Here is a 19,657-nt window from a genome sequence, read left to right as displayed (position 1 = left end):
TTTTATGGGCTATCGAGTACCTCTTTTTCGTGGGCTGAGAGAACCGCGTTTTATTTCATATCAGTTAAGGAAAGAGGAGAGTTTTGTCGGCTTATGGAGGCCTATCCTGTTGCTGGCAATCGCAAGTATGATAATCGTAGGAATTTCGGCATATTTTGGCATTGGCAGTGAATCTGTTTCAAAAGCTTTAACTGACCTTTCAAGAGGAGAGTATGAAGCGCAAAAAACATTATTTGCTTCTGGACAAATATTATGGGGGCTTGTCTGGTCGCTGTTAGCCATATTCATACCATCCCTATTCTTTTGGACGTTGTTAGATGTTGAATATCGAAAACTATTAATCGTGCAATTGATTATATTTATGATCTTTCTATTAGAAAAACTAATCAGTATTCCTATAAATCTTATTCTCGGAGTAGGAGTGGAATCGAACATATTTTCATTTGGAATTATTGCTCAAGCGTTTACCTCAATCGAGCTCATTATTCATTTTTTTTCCAATATTACATTATTTAAAATCTGGGCTATTATTCTTATATATATATACTATAAAAACCTATCTGAGAAATCACCGCGTTTCCTCATTTTCACACTCATTGGTTTTTACGTATTTGTCGCCATCATTGCGGCACTTTTATCTTATATTAAGTTTGAAAATATTATTTAAAAGAGGGATTCCTTCATGAAGTGGAAGCTAATTACAGCCCTGGCTCTGGCTATAGCCATCTTTCTTACAGTGAACATCGTCCTGATTTTTAAGGGCGAGGAGGATATTAGGCGTGTCAATTATATAACAAAGTGGACCTCGGTCAAGGAGCAGGATCTGCTAGAAACAATGCCGTCAGCGGGTGTCTACATTCCAAAGGAAGAACAGCATCTTTACTACGACCCTAATAATGGCAGTTTTGACGGATTTTTAGTTCAGAAAGGGGAAGCGGTGGAACCGGGAACGGAGCTGTTTCAATACTCGCCAGAGGATATTAACGCTACGAGAGCGTCCTTCCAGGCTGAAATCGACCGATTAAGAAAAGAAATCACGAGCATTGATCAGCATATTTCCGATATGACAAGGATTCAACCAAATACTAATACAAACACAACATCACAAACAAATAGAGCAACAACTAACAATGGCGATTCAGTAGTCGTGGAAGTACATCCTTTTGATGCAGGCCCATACATAAGCCAATCCATTGCGAGAGATATCGAAGATAAAAAGCTGGAAAAAAGCAAGCTGGAAACTGAAATCGAAAAATATGAAGACTTGATTCAATCGACAGATACCACCCTCATGCAATTAACGGAAACAAGCGAGCTATCTGGAACAGTCAAAGATATTAAGCATGAACTGGACAATCCGATCATAACAATTATCTCCAACGATCAGAAAATCGAAGGCAACCTTAACGAGGATGAAGTTCAGCAAGTTCTGCCTGGTATGAAGGTTTTCATTACTTACGATAACAGCAATAAACAAATTAATGGCGTAGTAGATGAAGTATTTACGTATCCAAATAAAAAACCTGCAGTGGGAAAAGAAAACAGTTACCGCTTTACAGTTCAACTCGAAGAACAGATGGAACAAACAAATATTTATGGACAGCATGTCAATTTGAAAATCATAACAAATGAAGTGACTGACGCATTAACGATCCCTGTAAGAGGAGTGAAGAAGGGGGAGGAAAATTATTATAGTTATGTCCTAGGCACAGGAGGCATTGTTGATAGGAGAAAAATCGAACCCGGGCTAAAGCTCAACCAAACACAAGAGGTTAAATCAGGACTTGAATACAGCGAGCTTGTCGCTATGGAACGACCTCTTTTTATAAAAGCAAATCAGCCTTTTATTACGCGGCTAGCTCCAACGCAAAACACGAAAGCAAGCTATCGGAAATTATCAGGCGGTGAAATCGCAAAATCAATTACAAAAGGTTTCCTAGCTAGATAAAAGCAACATCATTATGAGCGCTTGGGATTTTCGATGTTACCGCTTGCGTTCGGCGGGACAGGCGAGACCTCTTCTTCACAGTAAACCAAACTTTATCAATACACTAAAGCAGCGAAATTCTCCGCTGCTTTTTTTAATTCATATACATATCACTTTCATCTTCAATTCTTACACCAAAGCGAAAGAAAGTACCTATCAATAAACAAATAGCCGTTGTTATCCAAGTGATTAAAAACACAGTACTTACCGTATTTAAATCAACACTAAGCAGAGCCTGACTTTCCTTGCGAATAATAGAGTAATGAGGAAAGGAGAGCATTGCAAAGAGAATTAAAACAAAGCTTAGTCTGCCGAGAGTTTTACGGTAAACTTTAGAATAAATTAATAATAGACTTAGTAAAAGCAATAGCAAGGTTAAAATAGTAATAATTAATAATAAGTCCACTTTCTCACCTCATATTAAAATAGTATTTTACTAAAAAGACACCTGAGAAGGTGTCTTAATAAAATCGTTTAAACCCGTCAAAATGCTTTTTCCAGTAAGAGTTATTAAGGTTAGTAATCTCAACTCCATTAGAGGAAGCATGAATAAATTCATTATTCCCCAAGTAAAATCCTAAATGAGAGGGTCCACTCTTATATGTGCCTTCGAAAAATACAATATCTCCAGGCTGAGGGGTGTCCACATAGTATGAGCGGCTATAATAGCCTTCAGTTGAAGTACGTCCAATATTCGTACCCGTTTGATTTAACACATAATAAATGAACCCGCTGCAATCAAACCCGCTAGGAGATGAACCTCCCCACACATATGGTGTTCCAAGGTACTTCTTAGCTTCATTTAAAATAGCAGCTGCATTGCCAGATACATTTTCATTAGGAGTTGAAGGCTTTGTTTCCGCAGGCTTACCGCTGCCGCCTTGATTCCCGTTAAGTACAAGCTTTTGGCCAGCAAGAATAAAATCAGACTTTAGATTATTCCACTTTTTTAGATTGCTGACAGTTGTATTTGTTTTTGCTGCAATTCCGCTCAGAGTGTCACCGGGCTTAATGACATATACTCCACTATTCGAATTTCCTCCGCCCGGAGCAGGAGATGGTGAAGAATTATTGTTATTGTTACTTCCGCTGGCAGTGCCAGAAACGGTAAAGACTTGTCCTGGAAAAATAAGATCGCTAGTCAGCTTGTTTAAATCCTTCAGTGTTTTTACTGACATATTATGTTGTTTGGCAATTTTAGATAAAGTGTCACCCGATACAACTTTATATGTATTCTTAGCTTGAGGCTGATTTGCAGGAGCATTAGGTTTAGAAGTTGTTGAAGAATCACCCGAGATAATCAGCTTCTGATTAATTTGTAGAAAATCCGAACTTAAATTATTCCATTTTTTTAATTGAGCAACTGATGTGTTATATTTCTTTGACAATTCCCACAGTGTATCACCTTTTTTTACGGTATGCGTCGAATCTGCGGACGCCTGAGCGGCAAAAGCAGAGGAAACTATAGCGACTGCAGCTAGCGACACCATTTGTTTTTTCACGTCTCGTAATCTCTCCTTTTTTGCTATATTTTAAGGTAAATTCTATCATAATATCGGCTATAGAATCATATTTTTTACATCCTTTGACAAAAAAACAGCAAAACTTGCAAAAATCGATGACTAAAGACATGTGAATAAAGGACTTACGACAAAATCTGACTTTATAAGTTCTTAATTTTATCGGTAACAATTTGAATAAACGGACTTCCTTGCATTGTAAAAATAAAAAATGCTTTTTCATAAAAAATAATTGCTTTTTGACACTCTTTCTGTAGCTCGTAGTTAAAACCAATTTGGTAGTTAAGGTCACCTAATAAATAAAAATCATCGTTTTGTAGACATTCTTTTATGGGGAAATGACAAGTGTTTATCGACTTCTCATATTGTTCTAAATTGGTCAGGGACTTTGCCAAGTTAAAAGAAATGCGTGAGCGAATTGTTGTATCCTTTAAGTAAAGTAGATTTTTTAATCGTCTGTCAGCTTCTTGATAGATTTCAAGTGCCTCTTTATGTCGTTTTTCCTCTGCAAAGAATATCCCTTTACTAAAATAAATTTCAATCTCTCTTTCGCTAGGTACTTTCTCAAATGTCATTGCGATTGCATCTTCTATCAATTGAACGGCAAGCTCAAAATTGCGATGGAGATGATAACAATAAATGGCCTTATGCTAAATGAGAAGCTGATGGTGATATTTATTAGCTATAAATAATGGATTATTTTCTTCTGCCTTAACAATTTCTTTTATCAATGCATAATTCACTCTTTTCCGTGCTAACTTCAATTGCTCTGATACCTCATGTACATAATCTAGCCTTGGAGATAAACTAATATCAAAAAAGTAGTCAACACTTAAGCCTAATCGCTGGGCAAGCAAGTAGAGTGTCGAGGCGAGGGGAATCACATCGCCGTTTTCAATTTTGCTAATTTGTGCTTGAGTACATATGCCTTCTGCTAATTCAGCCTGTGATAGTCCTAAACTTTTGCGCAGTTCTTTTACTTTTTTCCAATCGCAGAAAAATCCATCTCTATCAATCCTTTCGATATTCCTAGAGTTATAATTAATAAAGAAAAGTAGTCAAATTGATCGAAAAAGGCAGAGAAATTTTAGAATATCGCTGATTATTATGAATACATAATTATCCGACTTGTGTTTTAATACCCTTATAGGTCGTTAATATAACGCATTTCTTTGGATCTCTATCCTATCAAATCAATTCTCTTTTATACCGTTTCCAAAAATTCTATGGAAACGGTACTTTTTTAATTTAATCTATTGATGTTTTCAGAATATTTTAGTATTATATACCTAATGATATGTAGGAGGATAGAAATAAATTGAACCACGAGAACGATTCGTTCCTGTTAGAAGTGCTTACAAAGGCGTATGAAACAGGAACTAGTAATAATGACATTAAACTTCAACAAATGCTTGATAGCATTGCAGCTGATCTTGAAACTCTCCTCTATTCGACAAAATCATAGAATACAGCATGAACAAAAGAAAAAAGCACCTCCTGGCGGGGAGATGCCTTCTATCGTATGTTTAATTATTAATGTTGTGTAGGTAATCCATGTTGAGTAGGAAGTCCATGCTGAGTAGGCAGACCTTCGGCACCATGTTGAGTAGGAAGTCCGTGCTGAGTAGGCAGACCTTCGGCACCATGTTGAGTAGGGAGTCCTGAAGCACCAGCAAAACCACTAAAAGCGAAAACAGATAAAGCCACAACAGAAGCAGAAACTAACTTCTTCATGCATTACACTCCTTTCGAAATTTGAAATATATTACAATTAAATATTAACACTTTTCTAATAATTTATCTAGCTCTAAACTTACTAATTTGGCAAATTTTTCATCATTTTGGAGCAAAAAGACTGATTTTGCTTTATTAATATATTCAATTCCTCTATCAATCTCGTTTATTTTTATATAATTTTCACCAGATTGGTAGTAGAATTCTCCAAATAGATAGAGAAGTTCATTATTTATACAATAATTAAGTCCTAGATTGCTATATTTTAAAGATTCTTTATACATATCCCTTCCAGACAAAGTCTGCGATAATCCGTAAAGTATCCGCAGTTTTACTTTTGGATCTAGAATATGTGGGAGAGAATCCAAATTATCCAGTGCATCCTCAAACATATTGGTTGCTGAAATATAATCTTTTTCTTCAAATTTAATAATTGCCAAGCTTGTGAGGATCTCAATTTCATTTTCAGAAAGATTGCTTCTGTCCGGATTCGTTAAATCAATCGCTCTGTATAGCAGCTGAACTGACTCAGCTAAATCATTGTGCAAGTAATACTTGCAAATGCCTTCATGCCACAGCATAAACTGCTGCGATAAACTTTGCTTGAATAGCGGATTATCCCTCTCTCCTTTGACAATCTCGTAAATCGCTTCATAGTCCCGTTCACGTTTATATTTTTTTATTAATTGAAACACAGCCGTTACATAATTGAAGGTACTCGAGGATGCGTAGTTAATGAAATGACTTACTTCGACATTCAGTCTAGCGGCTATTTCATATAACTGATCTAAGGTGGGATATTTCTTGCCTTTTTCAAACTCTATTAACTCTTCCACTGAACAAATCTCATATGCAAGATCTTCAATCCCGATTTTCTTGTAGTGGCGAAGATCGCTGAGAATTTCCCCAAAGCTTACTGTATCAAGGCTCATATCGATACCTCCTTTACTTCTAATAATATGATAGATTGTATATATTAATCAATAATTATAAATATTCAGATATGGGTATTTTCGATTATTTTTTGTTTATTCGATTATACTGGCTAGAAAGCAGTTTACTTACTTATAGTAGGAGAAGAATGACCTGTGAAACAACGCCTATGGATTCGTTATGCCTTGGCAGAAAGCTTTAGGAACACCTTCTACATATAAGCTAAGTTAGCCTTTCCTATTTAGCCAAAAAAAGGTGTCGAAAATAGACTAAATAATTCTTGTTTAATTTGTTATAATATTATCAGTAAGAAAATGGTGTTAAAAACCTATTGAACCATTATATCTTGCAAATATAAAAGTGATAGGTGGAAAAAGTAAAATGGAACAAAAACCTTATAGAGTATTACTGTATTACATGTATGTACCAATTGAAAATGGTGAGGAATACGCGCAAGAGCATTTAGCTTTTTGTAAAGAGTTAGGGATAAAAGGACGTATTCTTATTGCTGACGAAGGAATCAACGGTACTTGCTCAGGAACAGTAGAACAAACGGATCGTTATATTGAACATATGAAAGCAGATCCACGTTTTGCTGATATGATCATCAAAATCGATGAATCAGATGAACATGCATTTAAAAAAATGAAGGTTCGCTATCGTCCAGAGCTTGTGACGCTTCGATTAGAAAATGATATTAATCCAAATGAAACAACGGGAAAATATTTAAGCGCTAAAGAGTTTTACGAGAGTTTAAATGATGAGGATACTGTTGTATTGGATGCGAGAAATGATTACGAATACGACCTTGGACATTTTAGAGGGGCGATTCGTCCAGATATTACAAACTTCCGTGACCTTCCTAAGTGGGTTCAAGATAATAAAGAAATGTTAGGTGACAAAAAGATTGTTACTTATTGCACAGGCGGCATTCGCTGTGAAAAATTCTCTGGCTGGCTTTTAGAAGAAGGCTTTGAGGATGTGGCCCAGCTTCATGGAGGAATTGTAACTTATGGTAAAGATCCAGAAGTACAAGGCGATCTTTGGGATGGACAGCTATACGTATTTGATGAAAGAATCGCTGTACCAGTCAACCAAAAGGAACATGTTGTTGTTGGTAAAGATTACTACACAGGCGAACCATGTGAGCGCTATGTAAACTGTGCCAATCCTGAGTGCAACAAAAAAATCCTTTGCTCCGAAGAAAACGAACACAAATATTTGCGCAGCTGCTCAGACCACTGTCGTACACATCCGCGTAACCGCTATATTGCGCAGCACGGCTTAACTGAAGAAGAAGTGGAAAAAAGATTAGCTGTACTTTCATAATAAATTTTAGAGTGCTGTCGACAATGTCGGTAGCTTTTTTTGAAGTGAGGAATTGGATGCTGCCGAGGAGTTAGTAAACAAGGTGTTCCACAAAGACGGTCGGACAATCTACCTATTCCGCTATTTTTTCGATTTCATTAGCCAGTAAAAACAAAAGTTTTTCCTAGAGAGCCTTTCATATTCAAAAGAACGATAAATAGACACAAAACCCTATTGCCTCTCTATAGAAATATTTACTACTTCAATGGTAAAATGGTAGCAGGGGGGAGATAGATGAGAAAGATACTTGTATTTAGTGTTTCTATCTTGTTTTTGGTTGTACTAGGTGCATGTAATAAAGATGTGAATCCGGAAGATCGATTATCACAATATATCGAATATTGGAATAAAGAGGATTTTGATAAAATGTATCGCTTGCTCTCAACCGAAGCAAAAGAAGCAATTAGCAAAGAGGATTTTGTTGCGCGTTATGAGAAAGTATATAAAGACTTGGACATTACTGACCTAGAAATTACATATAAAAAAGATGAAGAAAAAGAAATAAATAAAGATGAGAAAACAATTGATTTACCTTTCTCAGCTAAGATGAATAGTGCTGCTGGCGAGATTAAATTTACACATGAGGCTACACTTGTTAAAGAAGAAGCTGAGGACGAGGAAAATTGGTTTATCGATTGGGATACAACTTATATTTTTCCAGAGCTTGGACCGAAAGATAAGATTTCTTATCAGACTGTTCCGGCACAGCGGGGAGAGATTGTTGACCGCACAGGAGATATACTTGCTTTTAACGGCACAATCTATCAAATCGGTGTCGTTCCCCAGCAAATGGGTGATCAGGCAGATAAAACAATAGAAGAATTAGCGAAGCTGCTCAATATGTCTGCTGATCAAGTGAAAAAAACAATTGAAGCAGATTGGGTACAGCCTGAGCATTTTGTACCGATTAAAAGAGTATCACCAGATAATCAATCATTATTAGAGAAGCTGTTTGCACTTCCAGGTGTCCTGAAGCAGGATGTACAAGGAAGAGTCTACCCTGCAGGAGAAGCGGCAGCACATCTTATCGGTAATGTTGCTACAGTTACAGCAGATGATTTGGAGAAAAACAAAGACAAAGGCTATTCGAACAATGATGTCATTGGAAAAAGAGGACTTGAGAGCGTATTTGAAGAGAAACTAAAAGGGACCAATGGAGTGACAATTGGTATAAATAAAGAGGACGGGTCAGAAGTAACCATAGCTGAAAAACCGGTAGAAAATGGCGACAATGTTCAGTTAACAATTGATTTAACCCTCCAGGAGGATCTTTATAAACAACTTGATGGAAAACAGGGTACAGCCGCGGCAATCGATCCGGTGACAGGCGAAACACTGGCACTTGTCAGCAGCCCAAGCTTTGATCCGAATGAAGCGACATTAGGATACACGGGTGCAAAGTTAGAAGAGCTGGAAAATGATAAAAACCAGCCGTTTCTTAATCGGTTCCAGCACACTTATGCACCAGGCTCTGTGATTAAGCCGATTACTGGTGCGGTTGGGCTTAAGGAAGGAACGCTGAACCCAAATGACGCGATGGATATTAAAGGGTTAAAATGGGGCAAGGGTGAATCATGGGGCACTTATAAAGTAACGAGAGTCTCTGATCCAGGCAAGCCAGTCGATTTTGACTTGGCCATGATGATTTCTGATAATATCTACTTTGCCCAAGCAGCACTTAATTTAGGAAATGATAAATTCACTGCAGGACTGAAGGATTTTGGATTTGAAGAGGACATTCCATTCGATTTCCCGATTGAGAACTCGCAAATCGGTGAACTTGGTACAGAAATCCTTCTTGCTGATTCAGGCTATGGACAAGGTCATGTGGAAATGAGTGTCGTTCACTTGGCAACTGCTTATACAGCTTTCATTAACAAGGGATCCATCATCAAGCCGATTTTGCAGCTTAACGATGAAAAGAGCCAAGTATGGAAGGAAAACGTTATTAGTGAAGATATTGCTGCAACCGTAGAAACTGCGATGAAGAAGGTTGTCAATGAACCAGGCGGGACTGCAAGAGGAGCGAGAATCGACGGCTACCCGCTAGCAGGGAAAACCGGCACAGCTGAGCTAAAGCTTAGCGCGGATGAAGAAGGTCAGGAAAATGGCTTGTTTGTTGCCTATAATCCTGAAAATCCTAAACTGCTCATTTCGATGATGATAGAAGGCGTTGAAAAACAAGGTGGCTCCAAAATCGTCATCGACAAAGTAACAGACACCTTCAAAGCAAACAAAGATCGTTTTCAATAATACCCGCTATACACTATAAAGCACTAAACAAGGGACTTGCCGAAGGCAAGTCCCTTGTTCTATTTAAAATAGGTACCTGTCACCTACAAAATCCTCCATAAACCGACAAAATTGAACGTATTTCGACAAGGGTTTGTAAGCAGTTGGAGATCTGGTGTCAATATCTAATTTTGTCGAAAAATATATAGCGAGAAGTGTCTATACTTTTTTGAATGTTCGTTATATGATTCTCTTAGATTTAGAATATAAAAGGAAGATTTTCCAGTAACATACAAAGGGGGAGTAATTATCAATGAAGAAATATTTCCATCTGCTACTTAGTGTGATGTTGGTATTCTCTATCTTCGGATCATCTGTGTATGCGACAACAACAGACACAATTGAAGAAAATACGGATACTGAGGGCACTGAGGCAACAACAGCAACAGAGGCAGCATTCGACATTCAGCTGCAGGAACCAAAGTTTGAAGAGGGAAAAGTAAAGCTTAAATGGCGTATTGTTTCTGATACAGAGCTAACTTTACCGGAAGAGGGACAAGCGTTCACAATCAAGAAAAACGAAGAACTCGTTCTTGTTACGCTTAAACCGCTTGCTACAGAAAAAAATCCCGATCAAACAAAGGTATACACAGTTTATGAATATACTGACGAGAAAGTAATAGAGAATGATGAGTATACATACTCCATCACTCAAGAAAAAACGTCAAGTAACCAAATGACTGTTTCTACTAAGGATGAAACTCAGTCAGAAGAGAGCGAACCGGCGCAGCCGGATGAAACAGAAGCACCAGCTACTGAAGAAGAAACAGCGACCGCTCCTGAAGAAAATCCTGCTAAAGAAGAAGAGAAAACAGAAGAAACAGAGGAGCAGCCAGTTCATGAATTTGGAGCAGTTGCACACCGTGTAACAGACACGTCTGCACAAATATCATGGAATCCGAATGATGAAGAAGATTTTGAAGTTTACGTCAATGATGAACTAAAAGCAACATTACCAGGTTATCAATCTTATTATCACATAGAAGGCCTTGAAGCTGATAAAACGTATAAAATCAGAATTGATGGCTTGAAAGATGGAAAAGTGGCTGTATCTAGCGAGCTTGAAATTAAAACTTCACCTGCTCCGCAAGGAAAGCCAGTTGAATTTAAAGATGAAGCACTTTATTTAGCAGTACAAGAAGAACTAGGACTTAAGCGTGAAATCTATCAAACAGATATTGAAAAATTAAAATCATTATCCATCTCTTGGTTATTTGTTGAATCATTAGAAGGATTGCAGCACGCAGTAAACCTTGAACAATTATTTATTGGCTATAACAGTATTACAGATCTTTCTCCGATCAAAAATCTAAATAAACTAAATACTCTGGATGTTAGTGGTTTAACTATCAAGGATACGAGTGTCATCACAGGTTTAACAAACATTAAGGAACTTTATGTGTCCCATACAAATTTACCAAATCTGGATTTCTTAAAATCTATGCCAAACTTACAAATCGTTTATTTGTACGGTGAACTCTGGATTGCTGAGAGTCCAGCAGCGCAAAAAGTAATAAGTGAGCTTGAAGCGAAAGGCATTACCGTATACAGCGATTATGAATCTGACCTAAATCTTTATGTGGAAAAAGGCTTTGTTAATGAATCAAAAATTCAAGTCGTATGGGATTATTGGCCAGAAGCCAATTTTGATTCCTATCCAGACAGCTTTATCGTATCTATTGATGGAAAAAAGGAAGAGCTCTCAGGTGATACTTGGGATAAAACGTTTACTAATCTGAAGGCAAATACAGAATATGAAATTGTTATTAAAGCATATGAAAGCAATCGCCTCATTGGTAAATTAACTATGAAAATTAAAACAGCAGAAGAACCAACTGGCGAAGCTGTGAAAATCAAGGATAAAAACCTGGCAAGTGCGATTAAGAGAACATTAGGTTTAGATAGAGATATAAGAGAAAGCGACATGGAAAGATTAACACAACTAATGGTAGATGGAGAAAATATTAAAAACCTTTCTGGCTTAGAAAAGGCAGTAAACCTAGAAACGCTTTCTCTATGGGGCACGAAGGTTGTAGATTTAACACCGATTCAAGGACTAACAAAACTTGCTTATCTTGATCTTGATGAAACAGGTGTAATAAATCTTCATCCAATAAAATCACTGACAAACCTCTCGTCACTATATGTTTCATATTTAGGCGTAAAAGACTTTTCACCGATTCTTGGCCTTAAAAACCTTAATGCATTAGGTTTAGCAGGAAATGACCTTAAGAAGCTACCGAACCTATCATCATTAAATAATCTAGTGGAGCTTGATCTTACTGGCAATGAATTAGCAAGTTTGAAAGGGTTAGAAGGAGCAAACAGACTTCAATATTTAACAGTTGATTTCAACCCGCTATCAGACTATAGTGCATTATCTAACTTGCCTATTCTCGGTTTATCAGCCGCTTATACTGCAATGTCTAGCCTTGACTGGGCAGCAACAGATATGCTTTCAAGAATGGAGATTTTAATTCTTACTGGCAACCCGGTAACAGACCTTAGCCCGTTAAAAGGCATGAGACATTTACAAATGTTAGTTGCGGATGAAACAGAATTAACGAATATTAAGACATTGCTTGACCTTCCATATTTATTCTACGTATCTTTAGTCAATATCCAGACGTTAGATATTTCTGAAGGCTCAGACGCGATGAAGGTCATTGAAGAATTGATTGCAAGAGGAGTCATGGTTGATTACGGTGAAGCGACTGAGGAAGTGTTTTTCTATATTTCCGACTGGGAATCATCCTATGATTCTGTAAATGTAACTTGGGCATATGAAGGCGAGGAAAAGATTGAGAGCTATAATCTGTACCTTGACGGAGAGAAAGTTGACAACGTTCCAGCTTCAGCTAACAGCTACTTATACACTGGTTTAGCGCCAAATTCTAGCTATGAAGTTGAGATTGAAGCGGTAAATGCAGATGGTGAAGAAGTTGATTGGGCATACGAGCTTGTTCATACATTAAGTGAAGATTTATATTTCACAGACATTCAAACAACTACAGATACGATTAATGCAGCATGGGTATACGAAGGCGAAGAAGAAGTTTATGAGTATGATTTAATCTTAGATGGCGAGATTTATGATTCGGTTGAACCAGATACATTAGAATATGTATTCGAAGAACTAGAGTCAGATACACTTTATAAAGTAGAGCTTTATGCATGGTCAGAAGAAGATGAGCTGCTTGGCTATACTTTCTCAAAAGCAACTACTGACAGCGAGGACGGCAACCCAGGTGATGGAGACGGGCAAACACCACCACCAGGCAAAACGCCAGGCGGCTCTAAAAAACCATCAGACATTATCGATGATAAAAAGCAAAACTTCGGCTCTAAGCCAAACAAGCAGGGTGAAGACAAAAAGAAACAAACAGGCAAAAAACTGCCAAACACATCAACAAATATGTACAATTACATCGCGATGGGCGTAACCATCTTGTTAGCAGGAATGATTTTACTCCTCGTTTCAAGAAAGAGAAAAGTCCAAGGATAATAGAAAGGGAGGCTCTTCAGAAAATTGGAGCCTCCCTTTTTCATTACTCTGAAATAAAATAGTTAATTAGATAATCGGACCACAGCTCATGACCGAGTTCATTAGGATAATACAGGTTTGTGAGGTAATCAGAGATTGTGTCATCATCTGTATCTGGCCAAGCTTCCCAATGATCTAAAAACACAAGATTATTCTCTTCTGCAAATACCATTAACTCATTCACTTGTTGCTGATACTTTTCAGGCATATAAAAAGGATTGGCAGCCTGAAGAATAACTGTTGCTTCTTCGTTTGCGCTATAAATATCATCTATCCAACCAGACAGTTCATCATAAGAAATAAAACCTAAAGAATTATCCGCCATTAAAAACGGCTCTAACAAGACTAAGTCAGGTTCATTCCCAGTAATATTCTCAACATCGAATTCGGCAGAGTTTCCGGCAAATGAAAGCAAATCTACGGTCGCAGTCTCTCCATAAGCTCGTTTAATAGCATCCTTCGTTAAGGTTGCCCAGCTTCTCTCATTCTCCATGTTAGAAGAAGAACCGGCAATGACAATTTGAAAAGGGATTTCCTCTAGCAGTAGCTTCTCATATCGATACTTTGCAGACTGAGGCCATTTTCCTGCTTTTCCTAAATAATCATCACCGCCACTGCCGCGCTCATCTACAGTCAAATCTTCGTTCCTCTCATTTGTTTTCATTCCACTCGTAAATGTAGTCTTTTCTTCCCAATAACTATGGCTAAAAAATAAAATACCTACAGAAACAACAACTAATAAAAAAACAAGTAAATTCCTCACATTAATACCCCCAATTGACCTAATTAATCTGAAAAATATGTAATTACTACCAATTATAAAAATATACTACTAAATTACTAGAGGTTATTGTTAAATAATAGTATACAAAAGAAAACTTGCCAAAAAAAATATTAAATTTTGGGATAAATAGATATTATTATGCAATTAATTGTCTAAAATTGTGTTATACTATACTTTGTTTTAATAAGTTGCCAGGAGGAAATGATGGAAGAAACTATTAGTCTAAAAGAATTATTTCTAATATTGAAGAAGAGAATAGTCCTAATTATTTCTATTGTATTAGCGGCTGTTATGATTAGCGGAGTGGTTAGTTACTTTATCTTAACGCCAATCTATCAATCTTCTACACAAATTTTAGTAAATCAAGCAAAAGAAGATCAACAATATAGTACGACTGAAGTTCAAACGAATTTGCAATTAATCAATACATATAATGTCATCATCAAGAGTCCAGCAATCTTAGATATCGTAAAGCAAGAGCTTAATTTATCAGAATCAACGAGACAATTAAATGAAAAAATTACCGTTCAAAGTGAACAAAATTCTCAAGTTGTAAACATTTCTGTTCAGGATGAAAGTCCAGAGCAGGCGGCAGCTATTGCAAATAAAACAGCTGAAGTCTTCCAAAAGGAAATTGCAAATATTATGAAAATCAATAATGTAACGATCCTTGCAAAGGCTGAAGTAGGAGAGAATCAATCACCTGTGAAGCCGCAGCCATTATTAAATATCGCTATCGCCCTTGTTGTTGGTTTAATGGCCGGAGTTGGCTTATCTTTCCTTCTGGAATACCTCGATAATACTGTGAAAAATGAAGAAGATATTGAAAAAGTAATCGGATTGCCTCTATTAGGCAAAATTGCGACGATTGACGAAATGGAAGAACAAACAAGCCGGTCAGTTCGGAGAGCAAGTGTAAGGGGTGAGTCAGTTGGCACTGAAAGGTAAGAAGCAATCAGCAATGCAGACAAGAAGGAAATTAATTGCGAAAATTAAACCGAAGTCCCCGGTTGCAGAACAATACCGGACAATAAGGACCAATATAGAATTTTCTTCATTGGACGAAGAGGTTAGAACCATCATGGTGACATCTGCAGGGCCATCAGAAGGGAAATCCACTACATCAGCAAATCTTGCCGTTGTTTTTGCTCAGCAGGGAAAAAAGGTGCTCATCGTTGATGCAGACTTACGTAAACCAACGGCTCACTATACATTTAATCTATTAAATACGCGTGGATTATCAAATATTTTATCTAACCAAACTTCAATTATAGACACTGTACAAGAGACTGATATTGAAAATTTGTCCGTATTAACGAGCGGACCAATCCCGCCAAATCCTTCAGAAATGCTAGGATCGAAAGCGATGGATCGCTTCTTAGATGAAGCTTTAGACCAATATGACTTAGTCATGTTCGATACACCGCCATTGCTTGCAGTGACGGATGCACAAATTCTATCTAATAAATGTGACGGAACAATATTAGTAGCGAAAAGTAAAAAAACAGAGAAGGACCAGCTGCTCAAGGCCAAAGAATTGCTGCAAGCGGCAAAGGGGAAAATACTAGGGGTTATTCTAAATAACGTTAAAATGAAGGAATCTGATCAATACTATTATTACGGTAAATAGGAAATGTGTCATTCGACATGTTTCGCTATTAACTAACAAAGTGAATAGTGATAATATGACAAAATAATCAGTTAATTTACAAAAAAGGAAATAATGGAGGTGTTTGGTAATGGTTGATTTGCACTGTCATATTTTAGCGGATATGGATGATGGCGCACAAACAATGGAAGATAGTATAGAAATGGCAAAAGAAGCTATAAATAATGGAATTCAGTCGATTGTTGCCACTCCTCATTACAACCATAAGTATCAAAACGAAAAACAAAAAATTGTAAATGGTGTAAAAGATTTAAATGATAGATTACTAGCAGAAAACATCCCACTAACTATCTATCCAGGCCAAGAAGTGAGAATCTACGGTGATATCCTTCAGGATTACAATCAAGGTAAGATCCAAACACTTTGTGAAACACAATATCTATTTATTGAATTTCCGGCTGATCACGTCCCTAAATATGCAGAGGGCCTCTTATATAACCTTCTTTTAGAAGGAATCATACCGATTATTGTTCACCCAGAAAGAAATGCACAGCTAATCCAACAACCTGACATATTATATAACTTGGTTGATAAGGGAGCGCTAACCCAAATAACTTCATCCAGTGTATGTGGACATTTTGGCAAAAATATAAAGAAATTTACACAACAAATCATCGAAGCGAACCTCACTCATTTTATCGCCTCAGATGCACATAACATTACTAGTCGATCCTTTCGTTTCAATGAAGCCTTAGATGTAATTGAAAAAGAATACGGAATGGATATGGTTTATTTATTAACTGAAAACGCACAATTAGTCGTGGATGGGCAAAACATTTATAAAGAAATACCAACGAAAATAAAAAGGAAAAAGATCCTAGGTATCTTTTAGGTCTTTGTTATCAAAAATTCAGATAATCTTGTAATCATTGATAATATCGGTATTAACTATTGTCTTTTTATAGGTATAAAGTAATGTTTGAAAATAAGACAAATGTTGTATTTTTATATATATTGGGTAAAACGATCTACTTGAATTGACGCGAATGATCATACATATAAAGATTAAAACAACTAGGAATCATTATTGATAAGAGGGGATATCAAATGACCTATCAAAAAAGAATGACATTTTGGGTGCTGTTAGATTCTTTAATCGTTTTATCAGCCATCTATGTCAGTTATTTTATACTCCATCCGCAGCTGCAGATTTTCACATCAAAGGTATTATTAGTAACTTCTATTACACTGCTCATATCACATCATTTATTTGCGTCAATCTACAAGCTTTACAACAAAGCGTGGGAATATGCCAGTGTAGGGGAGCTAGTTGCGATTGTAAAGGCAGTCACTTGGTCGGTGCTCATGACTGCTATCTTTCAGCAAGTAATTATAGGGGATATTTATTTTAGGGCCTTGATTATGACGTGGATGCTCCATGTGATATTGATTGGTGGATCGCGCTTTTCATGGCGAATTTACAGAGATAGATATATTAAGCCGCAACCAAATCTATCACGTGCACTCATTGTTGGTGCAGGAGCGGCAGGAACGATGTTAGTAAAGCAATTAAAAAATAACCGAGACACGGGCATCTTGCCAGTAGCCTTTATAGATGATAATCCGACGAAATACAAATTGCAGATTTACGGTATCCCAGTAGTTGGGAATTCACAAACAATAAGCAATACAGTTGAAAAGTTACGAATTGATAAAATCATTATTGCCATTCCTTCTTTGAGCAAGGAGGAAATGCAGAAAATATTTGATGAATGCGCAAAAACAAAAGCGAAAACTGTAAAAATGCCTCGAATTGAAGATATTATGCTCGGCAAACTATCGGTCAATCAATTTCGTGATGTACAAGTGGAAGACCTGCTTGGCCGTGAGCCTGTAGAACTTGATATAGAGAGCATATCAAAAACAATTAAAGGCAAAACCATATTAGTTACTGGTGCAGGCGGCTCGATAGGATCAGAAATTTCCCGCCAGATTTGCAAGTTCCAGCCGAGCAAAATTTTATTACTGGGTCATGGAGAGAATTCAATCTATCAAATTGATATGGAATTAAAAAATCAATATAAGGATGAAATAGAAATCATCCCTGTCATTGCAGATATTCAGGATAGGGAAAGAATTTTTGAAACAATGGATAGATATAAGCCGCATGTCATCTATCATGCAGCTGCACATAAACATGTTCCGCTAATGGAGTACAACCCGAAAGAAGCAGTGAAAAATAATATCCTTGGCACAAGAAATGTCGCTGAAGCTGCAGACACATTTTCCGTCGACACCTTTGTGATGATTTCATCAGACAAAGCGGTCAATCCAACAAATGTAATGGGTTCTACGAAACGAATCGCAGAAATGGTTGTACAGCAGCTGGACCAGCATAGTAAAACCAAGTTTGTTGCCGTACGATTTGGAAATGTGCTAGGCAGCAGAGGCAGTGTAATTCCGCTATTTAAAAAACAAATACAAATCGGCGGGCCTGTTACTGTCACACATCCGGATATGACGAGATATTTCATGACTATTCCTGAGGCTTCAAGGCTTGTTCTCCAAGCTGGCTCACTTGCTGAAGGCGGAGAAGTATTCGTATTAGATATGGGAGAACCGGTCAAAATTGTCGACTTGGCAAAAAATCTAATCCAATTATCTGGCTATACAATAGAAGAAATCGGAATACAATATACGGGCATTCGCCCTGGTGAAAAGATGTATGAGGAATTGCTCGGTGACAAAGAGATACACAAACAAGCCGTCTTCCCAAAAATCTTTATTGGCAAAGCCGTCTTAGATCAGGAAAATGAAGTTCAATATTTAATAGAACAATTTAGCCGAATGAATTCGAAAGAAATTAGAGAGTTTGTCTTAAATGTAGCAAATAAAAGGAAGAACAATATTTTATCAATCGTTAAATAAGAGAGGATTTATCATGAAAAAAGTACGTAAAGCGATAATACCAGCGGCTGGGTTAGGAACGAGATTCCTGCCAGCAACAAAGGCAATGCCAAAGGAAATGCTGCCAATCGTAGATAAACCAACGATCCAATACATCGTAGAAGAAGCAGTAGCCTCAGGAATCGAGGACATCATCATCGTGACAGGCAAAGGGAAGCGAGCGATTGAAGATCATTTTGATCACTCCTTTGAACTTGAAGAAAACCTCATTCAAAAGCAAAAATTTGATCTGCTTGAAAAGGTAAGAGAGTCATCCAAAGTGGATATTCACTATATTAGACAAAAAGAACCAAATGGTTTGGGACATGCAGTTTGGTGCGCCCGCAAATTCATTGGCGATGAGCCCTTTGCTGTATTGCTCGGAGACGATATCGTCCAATCCGAAAAACCTTGCCTGCGTCAGCTAATGGACGAGTACGAATCGACCCTCTCATCAATCATCGGGGTACAGACGGTGTCTGAAGAGGAAACCCATCGCTATGGCATTATCGACCCGGCAATGCAAACAGGAAGACGGTACCAAGTCAATCAATTCGTCGAAAAGCCAAAGCAAGGAACCGCACCATCCAACCTGGCGATCATGGGCCGCTATATACTAACACCTGAAATCTTCATGTTCTTAGAAGAGCAGGAATTAGGAGCCGGCGGAGAAATCCAGCTAACCGACGCCATTCAAAAACTAAACCAAATCCAAAGAGTCTTTGCCTATGACTTTCAAGGCCAGCGTCATGACGTCGGCGAAAAACTAGGCTTCATTAAAACAACAATTGAAATGGCACTGCAAGATCCAGAATTAAAAGGTGACTTAATGACATTTTTAGACGCGAAATTAAGCGAGATGCAAGTCAATAAAATATAGAGTTTATATGGACAAATCAATTCTAGATATTCTGTTTAAATTTGGAGTATCTAGAGTATT

General features: G+C 37.3%; 18 protein-coding genes. 11 read left to right on the top strand and 7 right to left on the bottom strand.

Features of this window, described 5'->3' with window-relative positions:
* The first annotated feature begins 4 nt into the window (after positions 1 to 4).
* On the top strand, positions 5 to 667 hold the full coding sequence (locus CWS20_RS14315) for a hypothetical protein (RefSeq protein WP_066189274.1): 663 nt from the start codon (positions 5 to 7) through the stop codon (positions 665 to 667).
* A 15-nt stretch (positions 668 to 682) separates the two neighbouring features.
* Positions 683 to 1,948, top strand: coding sequence for an efflux RND transporter periplasmic adaptor subunit (locus tag CWS20_RS14310; protein WP_066189277.1), 1,266 nt, complete (start codon positions 683 to 685; stop codon positions 1,946 to 1,948).
* Positions 1,949 to 2,081: 133 nt separating this feature from the next.
* Here CWS20_RS14310 and CWS20_RS14305 read toward each other — a convergent pair whose 3' ends face one another.
* From CWS20_RS14305 to CWS20_RS29320, 4 genes are all read right to left on the bottom strand, one after another.
* Positions 2,082 to 2,393: a hypothetical protein gene (locus CWS20_RS14305; RefSeq protein ID WP_066189279.1), complete on the bottom strand. Its 312-nt coding sequence runs from the start codon at positions 2,391 to 2,393 to the stop codon at positions 2,082 to 2,084.
* A 55-nt stretch (positions 2,394 to 2,448) separates the two neighbouring features.
* Positions 2,449 to 3,489 carry a C40 family peptidase gene (locus CWS20_RS14300; RefSeq protein ID WP_066189281.1) on the bottom strand — a complete coding sequence of 347 codons (1,041 nt, stop codon included), beginning with the start codon at positions 3,487 to 3,489 and terminating at the stop codon, positions 2,449 to 2,451.
* Between the two features lie 161 nt (positions 3,490 to 3,650).
* A complete protein-coding gene (locus CWS20_RS14295; RefSeq protein ID WP_083957113.1) occupies positions 3,651 to 4,082 on the bottom strand; it encodes a tetratricopeptide repeat protein in 432 nt (143 codons plus the stop codon).
* A 75-nt stretch (positions 4,083 to 4,157) separates the two neighbouring features.
* Positions 4,158 to 4,433: a helix-turn-helix domain-containing protein gene (locus tag CWS20_RS29320; protein ID WP_350339529.1), complete on the bottom strand. Its 276-nt coding sequence runs from the start codon at positions 4,431 to 4,433 to the stop codon at positions 4,158 to 4,160.
* A gap of 392 nt (positions 4,434 to 4,825) precedes the next feature.
* Here CWS20_RS29320 and CWS20_RS28035 point away from each other — a divergent pair, with 392 nt between their 5' ends.
* Positions 4,826 to 4,972, top strand: coding sequence for a YwzD family small protein (locus CWS20_RS28035; protein ID WP_157090473.1), 147 nt, complete (start codon positions 4,826 to 4,828; stop codon positions 4,970 to 4,972).
* Positions 4,973 to 5,040: 68 nt separating this feature from the next.
* On the opposite strand, the gene CWS20_RS14285 is transcribed toward CWS20_RS28035, so the two are convergent.
* Positions 5,041 to 5,241, bottom strand: coding sequence for a hypothetical protein (locus CWS20_RS14285; protein ID WP_066189283.1), 201 nt, complete (start codon positions 5,239 to 5,241; stop codon positions 5,041 to 5,043).
* A 44-nt stretch (positions 5,242 to 5,285) separates the two neighbouring features.
* Positions 5,286 to 6,173, bottom strand: coding sequence for a helix-turn-helix domain-containing protein (locus tag CWS20_RS14280; protein WP_066189286.1), 888 nt, complete (start codon positions 6,171 to 6,173; stop codon positions 5,286 to 5,288).
* A 382-nt stretch (positions 6,174 to 6,555) separates the two neighbouring features.
* Between CWS20_RS14280 and trhO the strand changes: the two genes are divergently transcribed.
* The 3 genes from trhO (at position 6,556) to CWS20_RS14265 (ending at position 13,339) form a co-directional block, all read left to right on the top strand.
* Positions 6,556 to 7,503, top strand: coding sequence for an oxygen-dependent tRNA uridine(34) hydroxylase TrhO (gene trhO, locus CWS20_RS14275; RefSeq protein WP_066189289.1), 948 nt, complete (start codon positions 6,556 to 6,558; stop codon positions 7,501 to 7,503).
* Positions 7,504 to 7,776: 273 nt separating this feature from the next.
* On the top strand, positions 7,777 to 9,795 hold the full coding sequence (locus CWS20_RS14270) for a penicillin-binding transpeptidase domain-containing protein (protein ID WP_066189292.1): 2,019 nt from the start codon (positions 7,777 to 7,779) through the stop codon (positions 9,793 to 9,795).
* A 292-nt stretch (positions 9,796 to 10,087) separates the two neighbouring features.
* Positions 10,088 to 13,339 carry a fibronectin type III domain-containing protein gene (locus CWS20_RS14265; RefSeq protein ID WP_066189297.1) on the top strand — a complete coding sequence of 1,084 codons (3,252 nt, stop codon included), beginning with the start codon at positions 10,088 to 10,090 and terminating at the stop codon, positions 13,337 to 13,339.
* Positions 13,340 to 13,382: 43 nt separating this feature from the next.
* Here CWS20_RS14265 and CWS20_RS14260 read toward each other — a convergent pair whose 3' ends face one another.
* Positions 13,383 to 14,141 (bottom strand): SGNH/GDSL hydrolase family protein, encoded by a 759-nt coding sequence (locus CWS20_RS14260; RefSeq protein ID WP_066189302.1) that lies wholly within the window; start codon positions 14,139 to 14,141, stop codon positions 13,383 to 13,385.
* A gap of 225 nt (positions 14,142 to 14,366) precedes the next feature.
* Between CWS20_RS14260 and CWS20_RS14255 the strand changes: the two genes are divergently transcribed.
* The 5 genes from CWS20_RS14255 (at position 14,367) to galU (ending at position 19,597) form a co-directional block, all read left to right on the top strand.
* Positions 14,367 to 15,110, top strand: a complete 744-nt coding sequence (locus tag CWS20_RS14255) for a YveK family protein (RefSeq protein WP_066189307.1) — start codon at positions 14,367 to 14,369, stop codon at positions 15,108 to 15,110.
* Positions 15,094 to 15,792 carry a CpsD/CapB family tyrosine-protein kinase gene (locus CWS20_RS14250; RefSeq protein ID WP_241504191.1) on the top strand — a complete coding sequence of 233 codons (699 nt, stop codon included), beginning with the start codon at positions 15,094 to 15,096 and terminating at the stop codon, positions 15,790 to 15,792. The genes CWS20_RS14255 and CWS20_RS14250 overlap by 17 nt, the downstream gene beginning before the upstream one ends.
* A gap of 109 nt (positions 15,793 to 15,901) precedes the next feature.
* Positions 15,902 to 16,663, top strand: a complete 762-nt coding sequence (locus CWS20_RS14245) for a tyrosine-protein phosphatase (protein WP_066189309.1) — start codon at positions 15,902 to 15,904, stop codon at positions 16,661 to 16,663.
* A gap of 215 nt (positions 16,664 to 16,878) precedes the next feature.
* Entirely contained in the window at positions 16,879 to 18,699 is a 1,821-nt protein-coding gene (locus tag CWS20_RS14240; RefSeq protein WP_066189312.1) for a polysaccharide biosynthesis protein, read from the top strand.
* Between the two features lie 13 nt (positions 18,700 to 18,712).
* Complete coding sequence (gene galU, locus CWS20_RS14235) at positions 18,713 to 19,597, top strand: UTP--glucose-1-phosphate uridylyltransferase GalU (RefSeq protein ID WP_066189315.1); 885 nt, start codon at positions 18,713 to 18,715, stop codon at positions 19,595 to 19,597.
* Positions 19,598 to 19,657: the final 60 nt, after the last annotated feature.

Origin of the sequence: Cytobacillus horneckiae (genome assembly GCF_002835735.1) — a bacterium.
GTDB classification, from domain to species: Bacteria; Bacillota; Bacilli; order Bacillales; family Cytobacillaceae; genus Cytobacillus; species Cytobacillus horneckiae.
This window is presented reverse-complemented; position numbering and strand designations above follow the sequence as displayed.

What these genes read in the sequence shown, in the direction of transcription:
- CWS20_RS14280 (WP_066189286.1), bottom strand. Translation starts at nt 6,173, where the DNA reads ATGAGCCTTGATACAGTAAGCTTTGGGGAAATTCTCAGCGATCTTCGC.
- CWS20_RS14240 (WP_066189312.1), top strand. Translation starts at nt 16,879, where the DNA reads ATGACCTATCAAAAAAGAATGACATTTTGGGTGCTGTTAGATTCTTTA.
- CWS20_RS14295 (WP_083957113.1), bottom strand. Translation starts at nt 4,082, where the DNA reads ATGACATTTGAGAAAGTACCTAGCGAAAGAGAGATTGAAATTTATTTT.
- CWS20_RS14245 (WP_066189309.1), top strand. Translation starts at nt 15,902, where the DNA reads ATGGTTGATTTGCACTGTCATATTTTAGCGGATATGGATGATGGCGCA.
- galU (WP_066189315.1), top strand. Translation starts at nt 18,713, where the DNA reads ATGAAAAAAGTACGTAAAGCGATAATACCAGCGGCTGGGTTAGGAACG.
- CWS20_RS14310 (WP_066189277.1), top strand. Translation starts at nt 683, where the DNA reads ATGAAGTGGAAGCTAATTACAGCCCTGGCTCTGGCTATAGCCATCTTT.
- CWS20_RS14285 (WP_066189283.1), bottom strand. Translation starts at nt 5,241, where the DNA reads ATGAAGAAGTTAGTTTCTGCTTCTGTTGTGGCTTTATCTGTTTTCGCT.
- CWS20_RS14315 (WP_066189274.1), top strand. Translation starts at nt 5, where the DNA reads ATGGGCTATCGAGTACCTCTTTTTCGTGGGCTGAGAGAACCGCGTTTT.
- CWS20_RS14255 (WP_066189307.1), top strand. Translation starts at nt 14,367, where the DNA reads ATGGAAGAAACTATTAGTCTAAAAGAATTATTTCTAATATTGAAGAAG.
- trhO (WP_066189289.1), top strand. Translation starts at nt 6,556, where the DNA reads ATGGAACAAAAACCTTATAGAGTATTACTGTATTACATGTATGTACCA.
- CWS20_RS14265 (WP_066189297.1), top strand. Translation starts at nt 10,088, where the DNA reads ATGAAGAAATATTTCCATCTGCTACTTAGTGTGATGTTGGTATTCTCT.
- CWS20_RS14270 (WP_066189292.1), top strand. Translation starts at nt 7,777, where the DNA reads ATGAGAAAGATACTTGTATTTAGTGTTTCTATCTTGTTTTTGGTTGTA.